At 61.4% G+C, this 16,554-nt stretch carries 11 protein-coding genes; 2 read left to right on the top strand and 9 right to left on the bottom strand.

Going from position 1 to position 16,554, the window contains the following annotated elements; translation table 11 throughout:
* Window positions 1-49 precede the first annotated feature (49 nt).
* From mdtD to betI, 6 genes are all read right to left on the bottom strand, one after another.
* Window positions 50-1,477 carry a multidrug transporter subunit MdtD gene (mdtD, locus tag AC0R79_RS28255; protein ID WP_007959733.1) on the bottom strand — a complete coding sequence of 476 codons (1,428 nt, stop codon included), beginning with the start codon at window positions 1,475-1,477 and terminating at the stop codon, window positions 50-52.
* A gap of 158 nt (window positions 1,478-1,635) precedes the next feature.
* Window positions 1,636-2,973, bottom strand: coding sequence for a TldD/PmbA family protein (locus AC0R79_RS28250; RefSeq protein WP_007959735.1), 1,338 nt, complete (start codon window positions 2,971-2,973; stop codon window positions 1,636-1,638).
* Window positions 2,973-4,415: a TldD/PmbA family protein gene (locus AC0R79_RS28245; RefSeq protein WP_474732560.1), complete on the bottom strand. Its 1,443-nt coding sequence runs from the start codon at window positions 4,413-4,415 to the stop codon at window positions 2,973-2,975. The genes AC0R79_RS28250 and AC0R79_RS28245 overlap by 1 nt, the downstream gene beginning before the upstream one ends.
* 283 nt (window positions 4,416-4,698) lie before the next feature.
* Window positions 4,699-6,402: a choline dehydrogenase gene (gene betA / locus AC0R79_RS28240; RefSeq protein WP_474732559.1), complete on the bottom strand. Its 1,704-nt coding sequence runs from the start codon at window positions 6,400-6,402 to the stop codon at window positions 4,699-4,701.
* 107 nt (window positions 6,403-6,509) lie between these two features.
* The gene (gene betB, locus AC0R79_RS28235) at window positions 6,510-7,982 is read right to left on the bottom strand and encodes a betaine-aldehyde dehydrogenase (RefSeq protein WP_007959741.1); all 1,473 of its coding nucleotides are present in this window, start codon (window positions 7,980-7,982) and stop codon (window positions 6,510-6,512) included.
* Between the two features lie 108 nt (window positions 7,983-8,090).
* Window positions 8,091-8,684 (bottom strand): transcriptional regulator BetI, encoded by a 594-nt coding sequence (gene betI / locus AC0R79_RS28230; protein WP_007959743.1) that lies wholly within the window; start codon window positions 8,682-8,684, stop codon window positions 8,091-8,093.
* Window positions 8,685-9,166: 482 nt separating this feature from the next.
* Here betI and AC0R79_RS28225 point away from each other — a divergent pair, with 482 nt between their 5' ends.
* Window positions 9,167-11,107, top strand: coding sequence for a BCCT family transporter (locus tag AC0R79_RS28225; RefSeq protein ID WP_223290698.1), 1,941 nt, complete (start codon window positions 9,167-9,169; stop codon window positions 11,105-11,107).
* 226 nt (window positions 11,108-11,333) lie between these two features.
* On the opposite strand, the gene choV is transcribed toward AC0R79_RS28225, so the two are convergent.
* The 3 genes from choV to AC0R79_RS28210 all read right to left on the bottom strand — a co-directional run bounded on the left by choV (window position 11,334) and on the right by AC0R79_RS28210 (window position 14,368).
* Window positions 11,334-12,512, bottom strand: a complete 1,179-nt coding sequence (gene choV / locus AC0R79_RS28220; protein ID WP_007959747.1) for a choline ABC transporter ATP-binding protein — start codon at window positions 12,510-12,512, stop codon at window positions 11,334-11,336.
* The gene (choW, locus tag AC0R79_RS28215) at window positions 12,509-13,354 is read right to left on the bottom strand and encodes a choline ABC transporter permease subunit (RefSeq protein WP_007959749.1); all 846 of its coding nucleotides are present in this window, start codon (window positions 13,352-13,354) and stop codon (window positions 12,509-12,511) included. Before choW ends, choV begins: the two co-directional genes overlap by 4 nt.
* Window positions 13,355-13,420: 66 nt before the next feature.
* The gene (locus AC0R79_RS28210) at window positions 13,421-14,368 is read right to left on the bottom strand and encodes a choline ABC transporter substrate-binding protein (RefSeq protein ID WP_085746647.1); all 948 of its coding nucleotides are present in this window, start codon (window positions 14,366-14,368) and stop codon (window positions 13,421-13,423) included.
* A 434-nt stretch (window positions 14,369-14,802) separates the two neighbouring features.
* Here AC0R79_RS28210 and AC0R79_RS28205 point away from each other — a divergent pair, with 434 nt between their 5' ends.
* Complete coding sequence (locus tag AC0R79_RS28205) at window positions 14,803-16,179, top strand: L-serine ammonia-lyase (RefSeq protein ID WP_007959754.1); 1,377 nt, start codon at window positions 14,803-14,805, stop codon at window positions 16,177-16,179.
* The last annotated feature ends 375 nt before the right edge of the window (window positions 16,180-16,554 follow it).

Below are 16,554 nucleotides of genomic sequence, written 5' to 3'. Positions count from 1 at the left end.
CCTGCAAAACAAAATGTCGCGCAGTGTACCAGCCCGGTGGCCAATAGCCCTAAGACTCGATGTGTTCTTCCGGACGTCTGACTCGCCGTCCGTCATTCTTTGAAAGTTGAGAAAAAATGGTCGCAGCGAGCATCGCCATGATCCCAACGGTCACGAACGTGAGTTGAAACGCGCCCAACACGGTCTCAACGCCGTCATTGCCGATCTCTGCCGTAAAGCCGCCGAGCAGCGCACCGGCGCACGCCACCCCGAGGCTCAGCGACAACTGCGCCACCACCGACAGCAAACTGTTGCCGCTGCTGGCGCTGGCGTCGTCGAGGTCGATCAGGGTCACGGTGTTCATCGCGGTGAATTGCAGCGAATTGATCGCCCCGAGAATCGCCAGCAGGCACAGCAGCAACCAGTACGGCGTCTGCTCGCTGACCAGGCCCATGCTCGCCAGCATGATCCCCAGAAACAGCGTGTTGCCGGTCAGCACGATGCGATAGCCCAGACGCTCGATCAGCGGCCGCGCGCCCCACTTGGCGACCATCGCCGCAGCGGCCAAAGGCAACATGCTCATCCCGGCCTGGGACGGCGAATACCCCAGCGCCACTTGCAGCAGCAACGGCACCAGAAACGGCAGGGCGCCGCTACCAAGCCGGGCGAAAAGGTTGCCGAGAATGCCCACCGCGAAGGTGCGGGTCTTGAACAGCGACGGCGCGAACAGCGGGTTTTCAATGTGCCCGGCGCGCAACCAGTACGCCGCCAGACACGCCATACCGCCGAACAGCAACAGCATCACCCGCAGGTGCGGCAGGTGCAGTTCGCCGAGGCCTTCCATGGCGATAGTGATTAGCACCATCGCCGCGCCGAACAGCAGGAAACCGAGGCTATCGAAACGCGTGCGCTCGGTGCCGCGCAGGTCGGGGATGAATTTCCACACCGCGTAGCAACCGATGACGCCGACCGGCAGGTTGATCAGGAAGATCCAGTGCCACGTCAGGTATTCGACCATCCAGCCGCCCATGGTCGGGCCGATCAGTGGGCCGAGCAGGCCGGGAATGGTAATGAAGCCCATGATCCGCACCAGTTCCGAGCGCGGGTAGGCGCGTAGCACCACCAAACGCCCGACCGGCAGCATCAGCGCACCGCCGAGACCCTGAATCACTCGCGCACCGATCAGCATGCTCAGGCTGCTCGACAAGGCGCAGAGCAGCGAGCCGAGGCTGAACAGCAGGATCGCGCCGAAGAAGATTTTCTTGGTGCCGAAGCGGTCGGCGATCCAGCCTGAGGCCGGAATCAGCAGGGCCACGGTGAGCATGTAGGCGATGATCACGCCCTGCATGCGCAGCGGGTCTTCGGCCAGGTCCCTGGCCATGGCCGGCAGGGCGGTGTTTAGGATGGTCCCGTCGAGGGACTGCATGAAGAAAGCGATGGCGACGACCCACGGCAACCAGCGGGCGGTGATGGCGTCGAGAGGCGGGCGGTTGGGCATGGAACCTCTTGTTGGTTGATTGATCGTTCCCACGTCGAGGCGTCGAACCGTCCGCGTGGGAATGCCTCAACGGACGCTCCGCGTCCGCTTTTGGCTGGGACGCAGAGCGTCCCGGGCTGCATTCCCACGCAGAGCGTGGGAACGATCAGGTCGAAGGGTTAGAGAGTGAGGGTCAATCGGCTCACCAGCGCCCCCGGCAACAGCGCCGACGAGGTATTGCGCTGGCTATAGGTGCTCGCCGACAGCAGCAATTCCCGCTCGGCGGTCAACGCTTCCAGCTGCGAACCCAGCAGGCTGTAGGCGCTGTCGTCGAAACGCATGGTGCTGACCGGCGCCTGAATCTCGCCATTCTCGACCCAGAACGTGGCAAACCGGGTCATGCCGGTCAGTCGCGCCGCCGGTTGATCAGAGAAGTTCAGGTACCACAGATTGCTGATGTACAACCCGGTGCCCAACTGTTTGAGGATCTCGGCCTGCGGCAGATCGCCTGCGCCCATGTTCAGCGCGCTCGGCGATTCGCCACCGCCTGCACCGTTGGCCGTCAGACCGTATTCGGCAGCACTGCGCGAACCCACCAACTGATCACCCGCCTTGCCTTCGATGATCAGCCGCAGATCGCTGCGCGGGTAACCCTCACCGGAAAACGCCGGGCTCAGCGAGTCGCTGACTTTTTCGTCGAGGGACACCAGCGGGCTGAACGCCTGATCGCCGGCATACAGCTTCTGCAACGGGCTGCTTTTGCTGGCAATCGACTGCGCCGAGAAACCGCCCCAGCACAACATGCCCATGATTTCTTCCAGGGCTGCGGGCGCCAGATAGGCGCGGTATTGGCCGGGCGGCAGGGTGCGCAGCGGGCGACCGAGAAACTCGAGTTGTTCGCGGGCCTGCTGGATGCGTTTGGCGAAGTCTTCGCTGTTCCAGTCATGCCCGGCGTAGCTGGCCTTCACCGCTTCGCCGTTCTCGTGGAACAGGCTGAAGTCGAAGTTGAAACTGTTGGCCTGATGCCAGCCGAATGCGCCGGAAGAACTGGCGAAGCCACGGCTGATGGGGCCAGCAGCGTAGAAACCGACCAGATCCAGGCCTTCGGCCGCTTGAGCGATTTCAGCGACAACTTGCTCGGTATCCGGCAGCGGATGCTCCTGCACATTCTTGCTCTGCCAGCCGTTGTGGTTGAGCAGCAGGTACGGGTCCTGCGGCAGCAGCGGCAGGGTTTCGCGCAGTTGCTGCAAACCTTCGGCGAGACGTTGCAGGTCGGTGGCCTGCTCACCGGACAGGGTGATGTGCAGGTCCGCATGGCGACCGTCGTCGATCAGTTTCAGACCGATACCGGCTTGCTGCACTTGCCCGGCCTGACGCACCTTGGCGTGGTTGAAACGGACGAAGGCCGACGATTCGGCGTCGTAACTCAGGGTGAACTGTTCCGGCTCGCGCACGGCATCGCGCAGCCAGTTGACCAGCACCTTGAACGCCTCGGACGGGTTCTTGGAAATACTCATCAGGCGTCTCCCCCAAACACATCAACATTGCTGAACACGCAGGCCGGCGACGCATGGCCGACGCGGATCACCTGGTTCGGTTCGCCCTTGCCGCAGTTCGGCGTGCCCAGCACCTGAGTGGTGCCGGCGTTGCCGACGGCGCGCAGGCTCTTCCAGAAGTGCGCGGAAATGCCCCGGTAGTTCGGGTTTTTCACCACGCCCTTGAGTTCGCCGTTTTCGATCAACTGGCCCCATTCGCAGCCGAACTGGAATTTGTTGCGTGCATCGTCGATCGACCATGAGCGGTTGGTGCTCATCAGAATGCCGTTTTCGATGCCGCCGATCAGTTGTTCCAGCGGCTGGTCGCCCGGCTCGATGTTGAGGTTGGCCATGCGGTCGATCGGTGGGCGGTTCCAGCCACAGGCGCGGCTGTTGGCGACGCCGTCCAGACCCGCGCGGAACTGCGACAGAGCACCGCCCAACGGCCGGACCAGCAGGCCTTCGTGAATCAAAAACTGCTTGCTGGCCTTGGAACCGTCGTCATCGTGACCGTAACTCGCCAGCTCTTCGGGAATGCCCGGATCGAACGTCACGTTGAGCAGTTTCGAGCCGTATTGCAGGCTGCCGAAATCCGAGGCTTTGACGAAACTGGTGCCGGCGTAATTGCGCTCGTCACCGAGGATCCGGTCGAGCTCCAGCGGGTGACCGATGGATTCGTGGATCTGCAGCATCATCTGGTCGGGCATCAGCAGCAGGTCGCGCGGGCCTTGCGGAGTGTTCGGCGCGAGCAGCAATTGCAGCGCCTGATCGGCGACTTGCGGGCCGGCACCGATCAAACCGCAGCGGCTGATCACGTCGGCGCCGCCCTGCTGGCCGAAGTTCTCGCGGCCGAGGCTGCGGGTCTGGCTGTCGTTGCCGTCATAGGCGGTGACGTCGAGGCCCGGATAGACGAAGCGCTGGGCCTGGCGCAATTCGGCGCCGGCGCTGCTCAGGTAGATCTGTTCGACGTGGGTGATGCCGATGCTCACTTCCCAATTCACCAGGCGCTCATCCTTTGGCACCGAGGCGGATTCCGCGCCGAGCAGCTCGAAGCATTCGCTCAGGGACGGAAAGGGTTGTTTGAGATTGGGTGAAAAGTAGTCGGCGCGGTCACTGGACACCGGCTGCTGGCTCAGGTCGAGCAGGGCGTGGGGCTTGATCCGCCGGGCCTGTTGCTCGGCACGCTCAAGGGCGGCTTGCAGGCCTTGTTGCGACAGGTCATTGGTCGCAGCGTAGGCTTCGACGCCGTTGACGCGAACGGTGAGCATCGCGCCTTCGTCGCGGCTCAGGCTCGGCGGTTCGGCGACGTTCTTGCGCACCGACAGGTACTGGCCGGACTCGCGGACATACCGCAAGGAAAAAAATTCGGCGCCCGTGCGCAAGGCAGCGAAGCGCTGCTTGAGCTGGGAGTGGAAATCGAACATCAGGGAAACCTCCTTGTTATGGGAGTAGCGGCGAAGCGAATTCGGCGGGGAGGGGGTGAAACGATTGGGCGAGGACTAGAGTAGGCCTGCGAGGGGGTAGGATCAAGTGAAGAGGGGGTGTAGGAGGATTTACTCTGATAACAGCAGATCGTTCCCACGCTCTGCGTGGGAACGCCGCCATGGACTCTCCGCGTCCGCTTTGTGACGCGGAGCGTCACGGGATGCATTCCCACGCAGACGGTTCGACGCCTCGACGTGGGAACGATCCTTAGAGTATTACGACTTACTGAGCAACAGCACTCACATCACGCAGTGCCTTGCCTTTCACCGGCGCATCGCCAGCAACGTAGTACGGCGCCTTGCTGCGCGGCAGCGGCTGACGGCCACGGATCTTGTCGGCGATTTTCTCGGCCATCATGATCGTCGGCGCGTTCAGGTTGCCGGTGGTGATGATCGGCATGATCGAGGCATCGACCACACGCAGACCCTGCATGCCATGCACGCGGCCTTCGCCATCCACTACCGCCATGTCGTCGGTGCCCATCTTGCACGAGCAGGACGGGTGGAACGCGGTTTCGGCGTGCTCGCGGATGAACTTGTCCAGCTGCTCATCGGTTTGCACGTCGATGCCCGGGCTGATTTCACGGCCACGGAAAGCGTCCAGTGCAGGCTGTTGCATGATTTCACGGGTCAGGCGGATGCCGTCGCGGAACTCCTGCCAGTCCTGCTCGGTGGCCATGTAGTTGAACAGGATGCTCGGGTGCTGGCGCGGATCCTTGGATTTGACCTGGATGCGACCGCGGCTCGGCGAACGCATGGAACCCATGTGCGCCTGGAAGCCGTGTTCTTTCACACCGTTGCTGCCGTTGTAGTTAATCGCCACCGGCAGGAAGTGGTACTGGATGTTCGGCCATTCGAACTCTTCGCGAGTACGGATGAAACCGCCGGCTTCGAACTGGTTGCTGGCGCCGATGCCGGTGCCGTTGAACAGCCACTCGGCACCAATGGCCGGCTGGTTGTACCAGAGCAGCGACGGGTACAGCGAGACCGGTTGGGTGCAAGCGTATTGCAGGTACAGCTCGAGGTGATCCTGCAGGTTTTCGCCGACGCCTGGCAGATCGTGAACGACCGGGATGTCGAGGCTTTCCAGCAGTTTTGCCGGGCCGACGCCGGAGCGTTGCAGCAGTTGCGGCGAAGCGATCGCGCCGGAGCAGACGATGACTTCTTTGCGGGCACGGGCTTCGACGCGCTCTTCAGCGGCGCCGACCAGGTAACGCACGCCAACGGCACGCTTGCCTTCGAACAGAACCTTGTCAGTCAGGGCGTGAGTGACGATGGTCAGGGTCGAACGCTTCTTGGCCACGTCCAGGTAACCACGGGCGGTGGAAGCACGACGGCCTTTCGGCGTCACGGTGCGGTCCATCGGGCCGAAGCCTTCCTGCTGGTAGCCGTTCAGGTCTTCGGTGCGCGGGTAACCGGCTTGCACGCCAGCTTCAACCATGGCGTGGAACAGCGGGTTGTTGCCCGCCTTCGGCGTGGTCACGCTGACCGGGCCTTCGCCGCCGTGGTAGTCGTTCGGGCCGATGTCGCGGGTTTCCGCTTTGCGGAAGTACGGCAGGCAGTCGAGGTAGGTCCAGTCTTCCAGGCCTGGCAGTTTCGCCCAGCCGTCGTAGTCCATCGCGTTGCCACGGATGTAGCACATGCCGTTGATCAGCGAGGAACCGCCGAGGCCCTTGCCGCGACCGCATTCCATCCGGCGACCGTCCATGTGTGGCTCCGGATCGGTTTCGTACGCCCAGTTGTAGCGACGGCCTTGCAGCGGGAATGCCAGGGCTGCCGGCATTTGCGTGCGGAAGTCGAAACGGTAGTCCGGGCCACCGGCTTCGAGCAGCAGGACGGTGACGCCTTCGTCTTCAGTCAGACGGGTCGCCAGGGTGTTACCGGCAGAGCCGGCACCGACGATGATGTAATCGAATTCTTGGGACATTGAATGCACCCTCTTTGAAGTTGGTCAGGTCAGACAGCCAGCGCTTCCCTTGTGGGAGCGGGCTTGCCCGCGAAGGCGGCTTCGCGGGCAGCACACAATGGCGGGTCTTAGAACACCGAGACGTAATCGCCCAGCTCGACCTGTACCGATTTGATGCGAGTGAAGTTGTTCAGCGAGCTGATGCCGTTCTCACGGCCGACGCCCGACTGCTTGTAACCGCCAACCGGCATTTTTGCGTCGGACTCGCCCCAGGCGTTGATCCAGCAGATACCGGCTTCCAGTTGATGAATCACGCGGTGGGCGCGGTTCAGGTCGCGGGTGACGATACCGGCGGCCAGGCCGAAGTCGGTGTCGTTGGCGCGACGGATCACTTCTTCTTCGGTTTCGTAGGTCAGGATCGCCATCACCGGGCCGAAGATTTCTTCACGGACGATGGTCATGTCGTCGGTGCAGTCGGTGAACACGGTCGGAGCCACGAACGCGCCTTTGGCGAATTCGCCGTCGGTCAGACGTTCGCCGCCGCACAGAACGCGGGCGCCTTCTTCTTTACCCTTGGCGATGTAGCCCAGCACGCTTTCCATGTGCGGGAAGCTGACCAGCGGGCCGAAGTTGGTGTTTTCGTCTTCCGGGTTGCCAACGCGGATGCGGGCAACGCGCTCGACGATCTTGGCTTCGAAAGCGGCTTTCAGGTGGCTCGGCACGAACACGCGAGTGCCGTTGGTGCAGACCTGACCGGAGCTGTAGAAGTTGGCCATCATGGCGGTGTCGGCGGCGCGATCCAGGTCGGCGTCGTCGCAGATGATCAGCGGGGACTTGCCGCCCAGTTCCATGGTCACGTCTTTGAGCGACGAAGCCGAAGCGCTGGCCATGACTTTCTTGCCAGTGTCGGTGCCGCCGGTGAAGGAGATCTTCTCGATGCGCGGGTGCTCGGTCAGCCAGGTGCCGACTTCACGGCCGCTGCCGGTCAGAACGTTGAACACGCCATTCGGAACGCCGGCTTCGGTGTAGATCTCGGCCAGTTTCAGGGTGGTCAGCGAGGTGACTTCGCTTGGCTTGAAGATCATCGCGTTACCGGCCGCCAGGGCTGGAGCGGATTTCCACAGGGCGATCTGGATCGGGTAGTTCCACGCGCCGATACCGGCGACAACGCCCAGCGGCTCGCGACGGGTGTAGACGAATGCGGTGTCACGCAGCGGGATCTGCTCGCCTTCGATGGCGGGTACCAGGCCTGCGTAGTATTCCAGCACGTCGGCGCCGGTGACGATGTCGACGTACTTGGTTTCGGAGAAGGCTTTACCGGTGTCCAGGGTTTCCAGGGCAGCCAGTTCATCGTTGCGCTCGCGCAGGATGTCGACGGCGCGACGCAGGATGCGCGAACGCTCCATGGCGGTCATCGCGGCCCAGATTTTCTGGCCCTTTTCGGCGCTGACCACAGCACGCTCGACGTCTTCCTTGGTCGCACGTTGCACTTGTGCGAGGACTTCACCGTTAGCCGGGTTGATGGCTTCGAAGGTGGCATCGCTGCCGGCGTCGGAGTACGCGCCATCGATGTAGAGTTTTTGCAGTTCGAAACGGGCCATAGTGTCCTCGCAAGTGCATTAGTGGTTGGCGTTGGTCACCGGGTGAGCCATATAGCTGTGGCATCACTGGTCGGTGACAGTTCAGGGGCCGAGCGTTTTCTCTGTGCTCTAGCTCACCTGCTTGGCCAATTGGAAATCCATGTATTCGTAAGCGATCTGTTGCGCCTGCGCAGTGTCGAAAGCGTCTCCCGACAGCGCGCCGCGCAACCACAAACCGTCGATCAGAGCTGCCAGTCCACGGGCGGCGGTGCGCGCATCTTCGAGCGGCAACACACGGCGGAACTCGCAGCACAGGTTGGAATACAGACGGTGATCGTTGATCCGCTGCAACCTGTGCAAAGACGGCTGGTGCATGCTGGTGGCCCAGAAGGCCAGCCAGGTTTTCATTGCCGGGCCATTGACCTGGCTGGCGTCGAAGTTGCCTTCGATGATCACCTGCAGATGCGCCCGGGGGCTGCTGTCTGCCAGCGCCTGACGGCGCGCGGTGACGCTCTCGCTGAGGGCGGTCATCAGATACCGCATCGTGGCGGCGATCAGGCCATTCTTGTCCTGAAAATAGTGACTGATGATGCCATTCGAGACACCGGCCAAACGGGCGATCAGCGCAATGCTGGCGTCCCCCATTCCGACCTGATCAACCGCCTGCAAAGTGGCTTCGATCAGTTGTTGGCGGCGGATGGGTTGCATACCGACCTTGGGCATCTTGCACATCTCCTTAGGCCTTCCGACGGGCGAATGACGCCTATCGGATTGAGGGCCAGTCTATTTTGTTTTGATTGAACGTTCAATCAACAAAGAATAAGATCTGCGACAAATCGTCGCTGCCTACAGAATTTTCTTACGTGTAAGTGGCGATAAACCGACATCCGAAAATGCTCGAAACCTGCGCGGGGCAAGGCGCGGTTCGACGTTCGATGGACGTGTTGAATGGGCAAGACGCTCAAGGCCAGGTTTCGGATGAACGTCCATGCCTCGGCCACGACGGCGATTCGCGGTGCCATCTCTGCAGGTTCGGGCTTTTTTCGGGGTGTCTTTATATCACCCGCCGGTCGGCTGCCAACTAACCGATTGGTCGGGTTCCGTGTTGCCTTGTGTTCTTCTCTCGCACTGCCTGGAGCATTTGTGCCATGAGTTCTGCCTCGCTTATAAAGACCCCGCCCGAGAAGGTGACGGTCAACGGTTGGGTGTTCTACACCTCTACCGCGCTGATTCTGTTGTTGACCGCCATTCTGATCATCGCCCCGCAAGAGGCCGGCAGAATGCTGGGAGTGGCTCAGGCCTGGTTGTCCCGCAGCTTCGGCTGGTACTACATGGTGGTGATCGCCGCTTACCTCGTATTCGTGGTGGGCCTGGCGTTTTCCTCCTACGGCAAACTCAAACTGGGTAGCAAGGACGACACCCCGGATTTCAGCTACGGCGCCTGGGCGGGGATGCTGTTCTCGTCGGGTATCGGTATTTCGCTGCTGTACTTCGGTGCGTCCGAGCCGCTGGATCACTACTTCAATCCGCCGGAAGGCGCGTCCGCTACCAACATGGCGGCACGTCAGGCTGTTCAACTGACCTTCCTGCACTGGGGCCTGCACGGCTGGGCGATCTACGCACTGGTCGGTCTGGCCGTGGCCTATTTCGCTTACCGTCATAACCAGCCGCTGGCACTGCGTTCGGCGCTGTATCCGCTGGTGGGCGAGCGTTGGGTCAAGGGCGCTGCCGGTCATGCGGTGGACGGTTTCGGCATGTTCGTGACCCTGCTGGGTCTGGTGACCAACCTGGGGATCGGCTCGCTGCAAGTGTCTTCGGGCCTGGAAAACCTGTTCGGCATGGAACACAGCAACACCAACCTGCTGATCGTGATCATCGTGATGAGCACCGTGGCGACCATCGCTGCCGTGTCCGGTGTGGAAAACGGCATCCGTCGTCTGTCCAACCTCAACATCATCCTGTTCAGCGGCCTGCTGATTTTCGTCCTGCTGTTCGGCCCGACCCTGCACCTGCTCAATGGCTTCGTGCAGAACATCGGCGACTACCTCAACGGCGTGGTGCTGAAGACTTTCGACCTGTACGTCTATGAAGGCGACAGTGAGAAGTCCGACCGCTGGCTGGGCCTGTGGACTCTGTTCTACTGGGCGTGGTGGATTTCCTGGGCCCCATTCGTCGGCATGTTCATCGCGCGTATTTCCCGTGGTCGTACCGTGCGTGAGCTGGTGGCTGGCGTGCTGCTGATTCCGCTGGGTTTCACCCTGGCGTGGCTGTCGATCTTCGGTAACTCGGCGCTGGATCTGGTGATGAACCAGGGCGCGGTGGAACTCGGCAAGACGGCGCTGGAACAGCCGTCGATGGCGATCTATCAGTTGCTGGAACACTACCCGGCGTCGAAAGTCGTCATCGGTGTGTCGATCTTCGTTGGTTTCGTGCTGTTCCTGACCCCGGCCGACTCCGGCGCGGTGATGATGGCGAACCTGTCCTGCAAGGGCGGCAACGTCGACGAAGACGCCCCGCACTGGCTGCGGATCTTCTGGTCGGTCGTGATCACGCTGGTGACCATCGGCCTGCTGTTCGCCGGTAACTTCGAAGCCATGCAGACCATGGTGGTGCTGGCCGGTCTGCCGTTCTCGGTGGTGTTGGTGTGCTTCATGTTCGGCCTGCACAAGGCGATGCGCCAGGACATGCAGATCGAACAGGAGCAGGCGCAACTGGCTGAACGCGGTCGTCGTGGTTTCAGCGAGCGCCTGACCCAGCTGGATCTGCAACCGAGCCAGTCGGTGGTTCAGCGCTTCATGGACAAACACGTCAGCCCGGCGCTGGAAGATGCTGCTGCGCAAATGCGTGCACAGGGTCTGGAAGTGCAGACGCTGCTGGGCAAGTCCAAGCGCTGCATGGGCGTGCGGGTCGAGATGGAAGAGGGCAACCCTTTTGTCTACGAAGTGAGCCTGGACGGCTACCTGGCCACCCCGAGCGAGTCGGTTCAGTCTGATGAAGCGCGCCAGCGTTTCTACCGCGCCGAGGTGTACCTGCACAACGGCAGCCAGGACTACGACCTGATGGGCTTCACACAGGATCAGATCACACGCGATGTGCTCGATCAGTTTGAAAGCCATCGGCAGCTCCTTGGCCGGGTCTATAGCTGAGTTGTGAAGTGATCTTTCCTGCACGTTGTGCGGGAATACAAAGGGGCTCAAGTTGAGCCCCTTTTTTGTGTCTGATCGTTCCCACGCTCTGCGTGGGAATGCCTCAACGGACGCTCCGCGTTCGGCTTTTGATTTGGGACGCGGAGCGTCCCGGGCTGCATTCCCACGCGGAGCGTGGGAACGATCACGCCGCGATCCTCTCGCGGCGTTTTTGTGTCTGCTCTCTTTACCCCAGGTTCTTGCCGAGCAGCGCGTGATACAGCTCGCTGTCCCCAAGAATCCCCACCACATGGTTGTTGTCGTGCAGCACCAGTTTGTTGCCGGTCTGGTAACGGATCTGCAACGCGTCGCGCATGCCGATGTTCGAGTCCACCAGCGTCGGTTTGCGCTCCAGCCCTTCCACGGCTTGCCCCGGTGCCCAGTTCTGCAGGTTCAGCACCGAACCGTTCTGCCGCGCACCCTTGATGGTGTTGCCCTCGGCCAGGTCCAGCCACGAATCGCCGCCCGGATCCAGGCACACCGAACCGTTGATGCGTTTGCAGTTGTCCAGGGTGCGCATCAGGCTGCGACCGCACAGCACGTTCAGCGGGTTGGTGTGGGCGACGAACGTGCGCACGTAATCGTCCGCCGGGTTGAGCACGATTTCTTCCGGCACGCTGTACTGGATGATCCGGCCGTCCTTCATGATCGCGATGCGGCTGCCGAGTTTCAGCGCCTCGTCGAGGTCGTGGCTCACGAATACGATGGTCTTGCTCAGCTTGCGTTGCAGTTCCAGCAGTTCATCCTGCAGACCCTGACGGATCAGCGGGTCGAGGGCCGAGAAAGGTTCGTCCATCAGCAGAATGTCAGCGTCCATCGCCAGCGCGCGGGCCAGGCCGACACGCTGCTGCATGCCGCCGGACAGCTCGTCGGGCTTCTTGTTGCGCCACTGGGTCAGGCCCACCAGTTCGAGTTTTTCATCGACCAGCTTGCGCCGTTCCTTCTCCGGACGACCCTGCATTTCCAGACCGAAACTGATGTTCTCGCGCACCGTCAGCCAGGGCATCAGGGCGAACTTCTGGAACACCATCGCGATGCGTTTGGTGCGCATCATTTTCAGCTCGGCCGGGGTGCAGGAGGCGATGTCGATCTGCTTGCCTTCGTGTTCGACGAACAGCTTGCCGCGGCTCACGGTGTTGAGGCCGTTGATGCAGCGCAGCAGGCTCGACTTGCCGGAGCCGGAGAGGCCCATCAGCACGCAGATCTCGCCTTTGTTGATGTCCAGGCTGGCCTTTTCAACGCCGACGATCTGTCCGGTCTTTTTCAGGATCTCACTGCGGGTCAAGCCTTGATCGAGAAGTTTCAGTGCTTCGCGCGGATCCTTGGTGAAGATCACGTCAACGTTATCGAAGCGAATTATGCTCATGCGTCACCCCCTACTTTGGCGTCGGGTTGTTTGCAGATACGGTCGAGCATGATCGCCAGCAGTACGATCGCCAGGCCCGCTTCGAAGCCCAGGGCGATATCAGCAGTGTTCAGTGCGTTGACCACCGGTTTGCCGAGTCCGTCGGCGCCCACCAGGGCCGCGATCACCACCATCGACAGCGACAGCATGATGCACTGGGTGATGCCGGCCGCGATGCTCGGCATGGCGTGAGGCAGTTCGATCCGTGAAAGCAGTTGGCGACGCGAGCAGCCGAAGGCCTTGCCGGCGTCCATCAGTTCTTGCGGGACATCGCGGATGCCCAGGTAGGTCAGGCGGATCGGCGCGGCGATGGCGAACACCACCGTCGAGATCAGGCCCGGTACCACGCCCAGCCCGAAGAGGGTCAGGGTAGGAATGAGGTAAACGAAGGTCGGTACGGTCTGCATCAGATCGAGTACCGGCCTCATCAAAGTGTAGAACATCGGTTTGTGCGCGGCGACGATGCCCAGCGGCACGCCGATGACCACGCAGACCAGGGTCGCGAACATGACCTGGGCGAGGGTTTCCATGGTTTCCTGCCAGTACCCCAGATTGAGGATCAGCAGGAAGGAGGCGACCACGAACGCGGTCAGGCCCCATTTGCGTTGAATGAAGTGGGCCAGCAGGGCGATGAGGCCGATCAGCACCAGCGGGTTGAACCAGGTCAGCGCAAACGTCACGCCGTGGATCATCGTTTCCAGGGTCACGGCGATTGCGTCGAAGGTGTTGGCGCCGTGTTGCGTCAACCATTCAACGAAGCCCGCGATGTACTGGCCTAAAGGGATTTTCTGATCAATCAGCATGGTAGTGAACGTCCGCATGCAAGGAAATAAACAGCCCGGACGGCGTGAGCCGTCCGGCATAAGCGATTACTGGGCAATCTTGGCTTTCACGGCCTCCAGGCCAGGTTTACCGTCAATGGTGGTCACGCCAGCGAGCCAGGTATCGAGCACCTGTGGATTCTTTTTCAGCCAGGCCTTGGCGGCCGCGTCAGGCTTCATCTTGTCGTCCAGGATGTTGCCCATCAGTTCGCTTTCCATGTCGACGGTGAACTCCAGGTTTTTCAGCAGCTGGCCAACGTTGCTGCATTCCTCGGCGTAGCCCTTGCGGGTGTTGGTCGCCACGGTGGCGGCGCCGAAATCCGGGCCGAAGAAGTCATCGCCGCCGGTCAGGTACTGAATCTTGAAGCGCTTGTTCATCGGGTGCGGCGCCCAGCCGAGGAACACCACGGCGGTGTCGCGTTTCTGCGCGCGGTCGACCTGCGACAGCATGCCCGCCTCGCTGGATTCGACGACCTTGAAGCCGGCGTCTTTCAGGCCGAAGGCGTTCTTGTCGATCATGCTCTGGATCAGGCGGTTGCCGTCGTTGCCCGGCTCGATCCCGTAGATCTTGCCGTCGAGTTCTTTCTTGAATTTGGCGATATCGGCGAAGTCGTGCAGACCCTTGTCATACAACGCCTGGGGAACGGCGAGGGTGTACTTGGCGCCCTTGAGGTTGGTGCGCACGGTTTCCACGGTGCCGGCGTCGCGGTAGGCCTTGATGTCGTTTTCCATGGTCGGCATCCAGTTGCCGAGGAACACGTCCATGTTCTTACCGTCGGCCAGCGACTTGTAGGTCACGGGTACGGAAATCATGGTGGTCTTGGTCTTGTAGCCGAGGGCCTGAAGCACGACGGAGGTGGTGGCGGTGGTTGCGGTGATGTCGGTCCAGCCGACATCGGAGAAGTTCACGGTACTGCACTGCGCCGGTTCTGCGGCTTGAGCCAGTAACGGCAGACTCAGCATGGCGGCCAACAACAACGACGGGGAACCTTTCATGAATGGACTCCTTGGTGTTTTTTTTGGCAGTGTTCCGATTGGACCACCGCACTTATGGGTTGCGGTTGGATGGCGTTCTGGAGACAGCTCTACCGCAGCGCCTTGCAATCGAGTCGATACGATCATGTACCAGTGAAAATCTGACGCCTACAGGGTGCGTCGTATCCAGTACAGGGATGGTCGCATCCAGTGTCAGTGACGTCGTTTACAGCTTTTTTCTGCCCTGTCTGGCCATCTGAACCGCATAAAAACGGCGGAAACACGGGCTGAAACCGGCACGGCGTTAGTGGGCATGAGTGCGTCGGTGTCAGACGCCGAGCGACCCGGGAAAAGCCCGATGATGCGGGCATTCCGGCGGATCGCAGCTTGAGCGTAGCAGCTCCGCCAGCGGGCGCTTCACGCCCCGGACCGGCACTCTCAGGAGCTCTGCAGCAATGGCTATCAGCGTTTTCGACCTGTTCAAAATCGGCATTGGCCCTTCCAGTTCCCACACCGTCGGGCCCATGCGCGCCGCCGCCCTGTTCGTCGAGTCGTTGCGCGACAAACATCTACTGGAGCAGGTGCGCCGCATCGAGGTGCAGCTGTTCGGTTCGCTGTCGGCCACCGGTGTCGGTCACGGCAGCGACAACGCGGTGATCATGGGCCTGATGGGCGAGTGGCCGGACGCGATCGACCCGTCGCAAATCGGCCCGCGGATCCAGGCACTGCGTGAAACCCACACGCTGTTGCTCGACGGTCGTTTGTCGGTGCCCTTTATATGGGGTCGCGACATGCGCCTGATCGACGAGAACCTGCCGTTCCATCCCAACGCCATGACCCTGGTTGCCGAAGGCGATCACGGCGAGCTGCATCGCGACACCTACTATTCGGTCGGCGGCGGTTTTGTGGTCGATGAGGCGCAGGCCTCCAGCGGCGTGGTGGATCTGGATCGCACCGAGTTGCCTTATGACTTTTCCAGCGCGGTGGAGCTGCTGGAACTGTGCAAAACCCACAACCTGCGCGTGGCCGAATTGATGATGGCCAACGAGAAGGTCTGGCGCAGCGAAGAGGAAATCCGCGCCGGCCTGATGAAACTCTGGCGGGCGATGCAGGATTGCGTCGAGCAGGGCCTCAAGCACGAAGGCATCCTGCCCGGCGGCCTCAACGTGCGCCGCCGCGCGGCGAAGTTGCACCGCAGTCTTCAGGAATTGAACAAGCCCAACGTGATCGGCTCGACCCTCAGCGCGATGGAGTGGGTCAACCTGTTCGCCCTCGCGGTGAACGAAGAGAACGCCGCCGGCGGGCGCATGGTTACCGCACCTACCAATGGCGCGGCGGGGATCATTCCGGCGGTGTTGCATTACTTCATGAAATTCAGCGAGGCAGTGACCGACGCCAACGTGGTCGACTACTTCCTCGGCGCCGCAGCGGTGGGGATTCTGTGCAAGAAGAACGCTTCGATCTCCGGCGCCGAAGTCGGTTGTCAGGGTGAAGTCGGCTCGGCCTGCGCAATGGCGGCGGCAGGGCTGGCGGAAATCCTCGGCGCGAGTCCCGAGCAGTTGTGCAACGCGGCGGAAATCGGTCTGGAACACAACCTGGGTCTGACCTGCGATCCGGTGGGTGGCCTGGTGCAAGTGCCATGCATCGAGCGCAATGCGATTGCGGCGGTGAAGGCGATCAACGCGGCGCAGATGGCCTTGCGCGGGGATGGTCAGCACTTTATTTCGCTGGACCGGGTGATTCGCACCATGCGCGACACCGGCGCCGACATGCATGACAAATATAAAGAGACATCGCGGGGCGGGTTGGCGGTCAGCGCGGTTGAATGCTGATTCCTTCGATAACCTCGGACCAGTCAAAACTGCGCACCAAGTGAGCATCGGCAATAAAACGCGCCACCTTTTGGCGCGTCGCTATCAGATAAGAGTCTTTCCCACCTCCAGCGCCTGATTCGCAGGCGCTACCGTCCGTCACCCGTGCCTGCGGTGACACTGTAGGACAATCGTGCGCAGGCCAGTTCCCACAAGTGCTACCGATTTGCTCACACGCTTCGGAGCAGGGCATTCGAGGCCGCTGATGGCACTTCGAATTACCTTTCGTCGGAGCGCTTGTATAGACGCGTCGCGACGTCGTTTTCAGGAGTTATTGAACAGCCATTCAAATTTAGGCATGGCAATTGCTCTGTCATAACAAAGCCCGTCTCACGC

The sequence above is a fragment of the Pseudomonas sp. HD57-3 genome (assembly GCF_056113135.1).
Note: the sequence above shows the minus strand (reverse complement) of the source record. Positions and strands in the feature narration are given on the sequence as shown.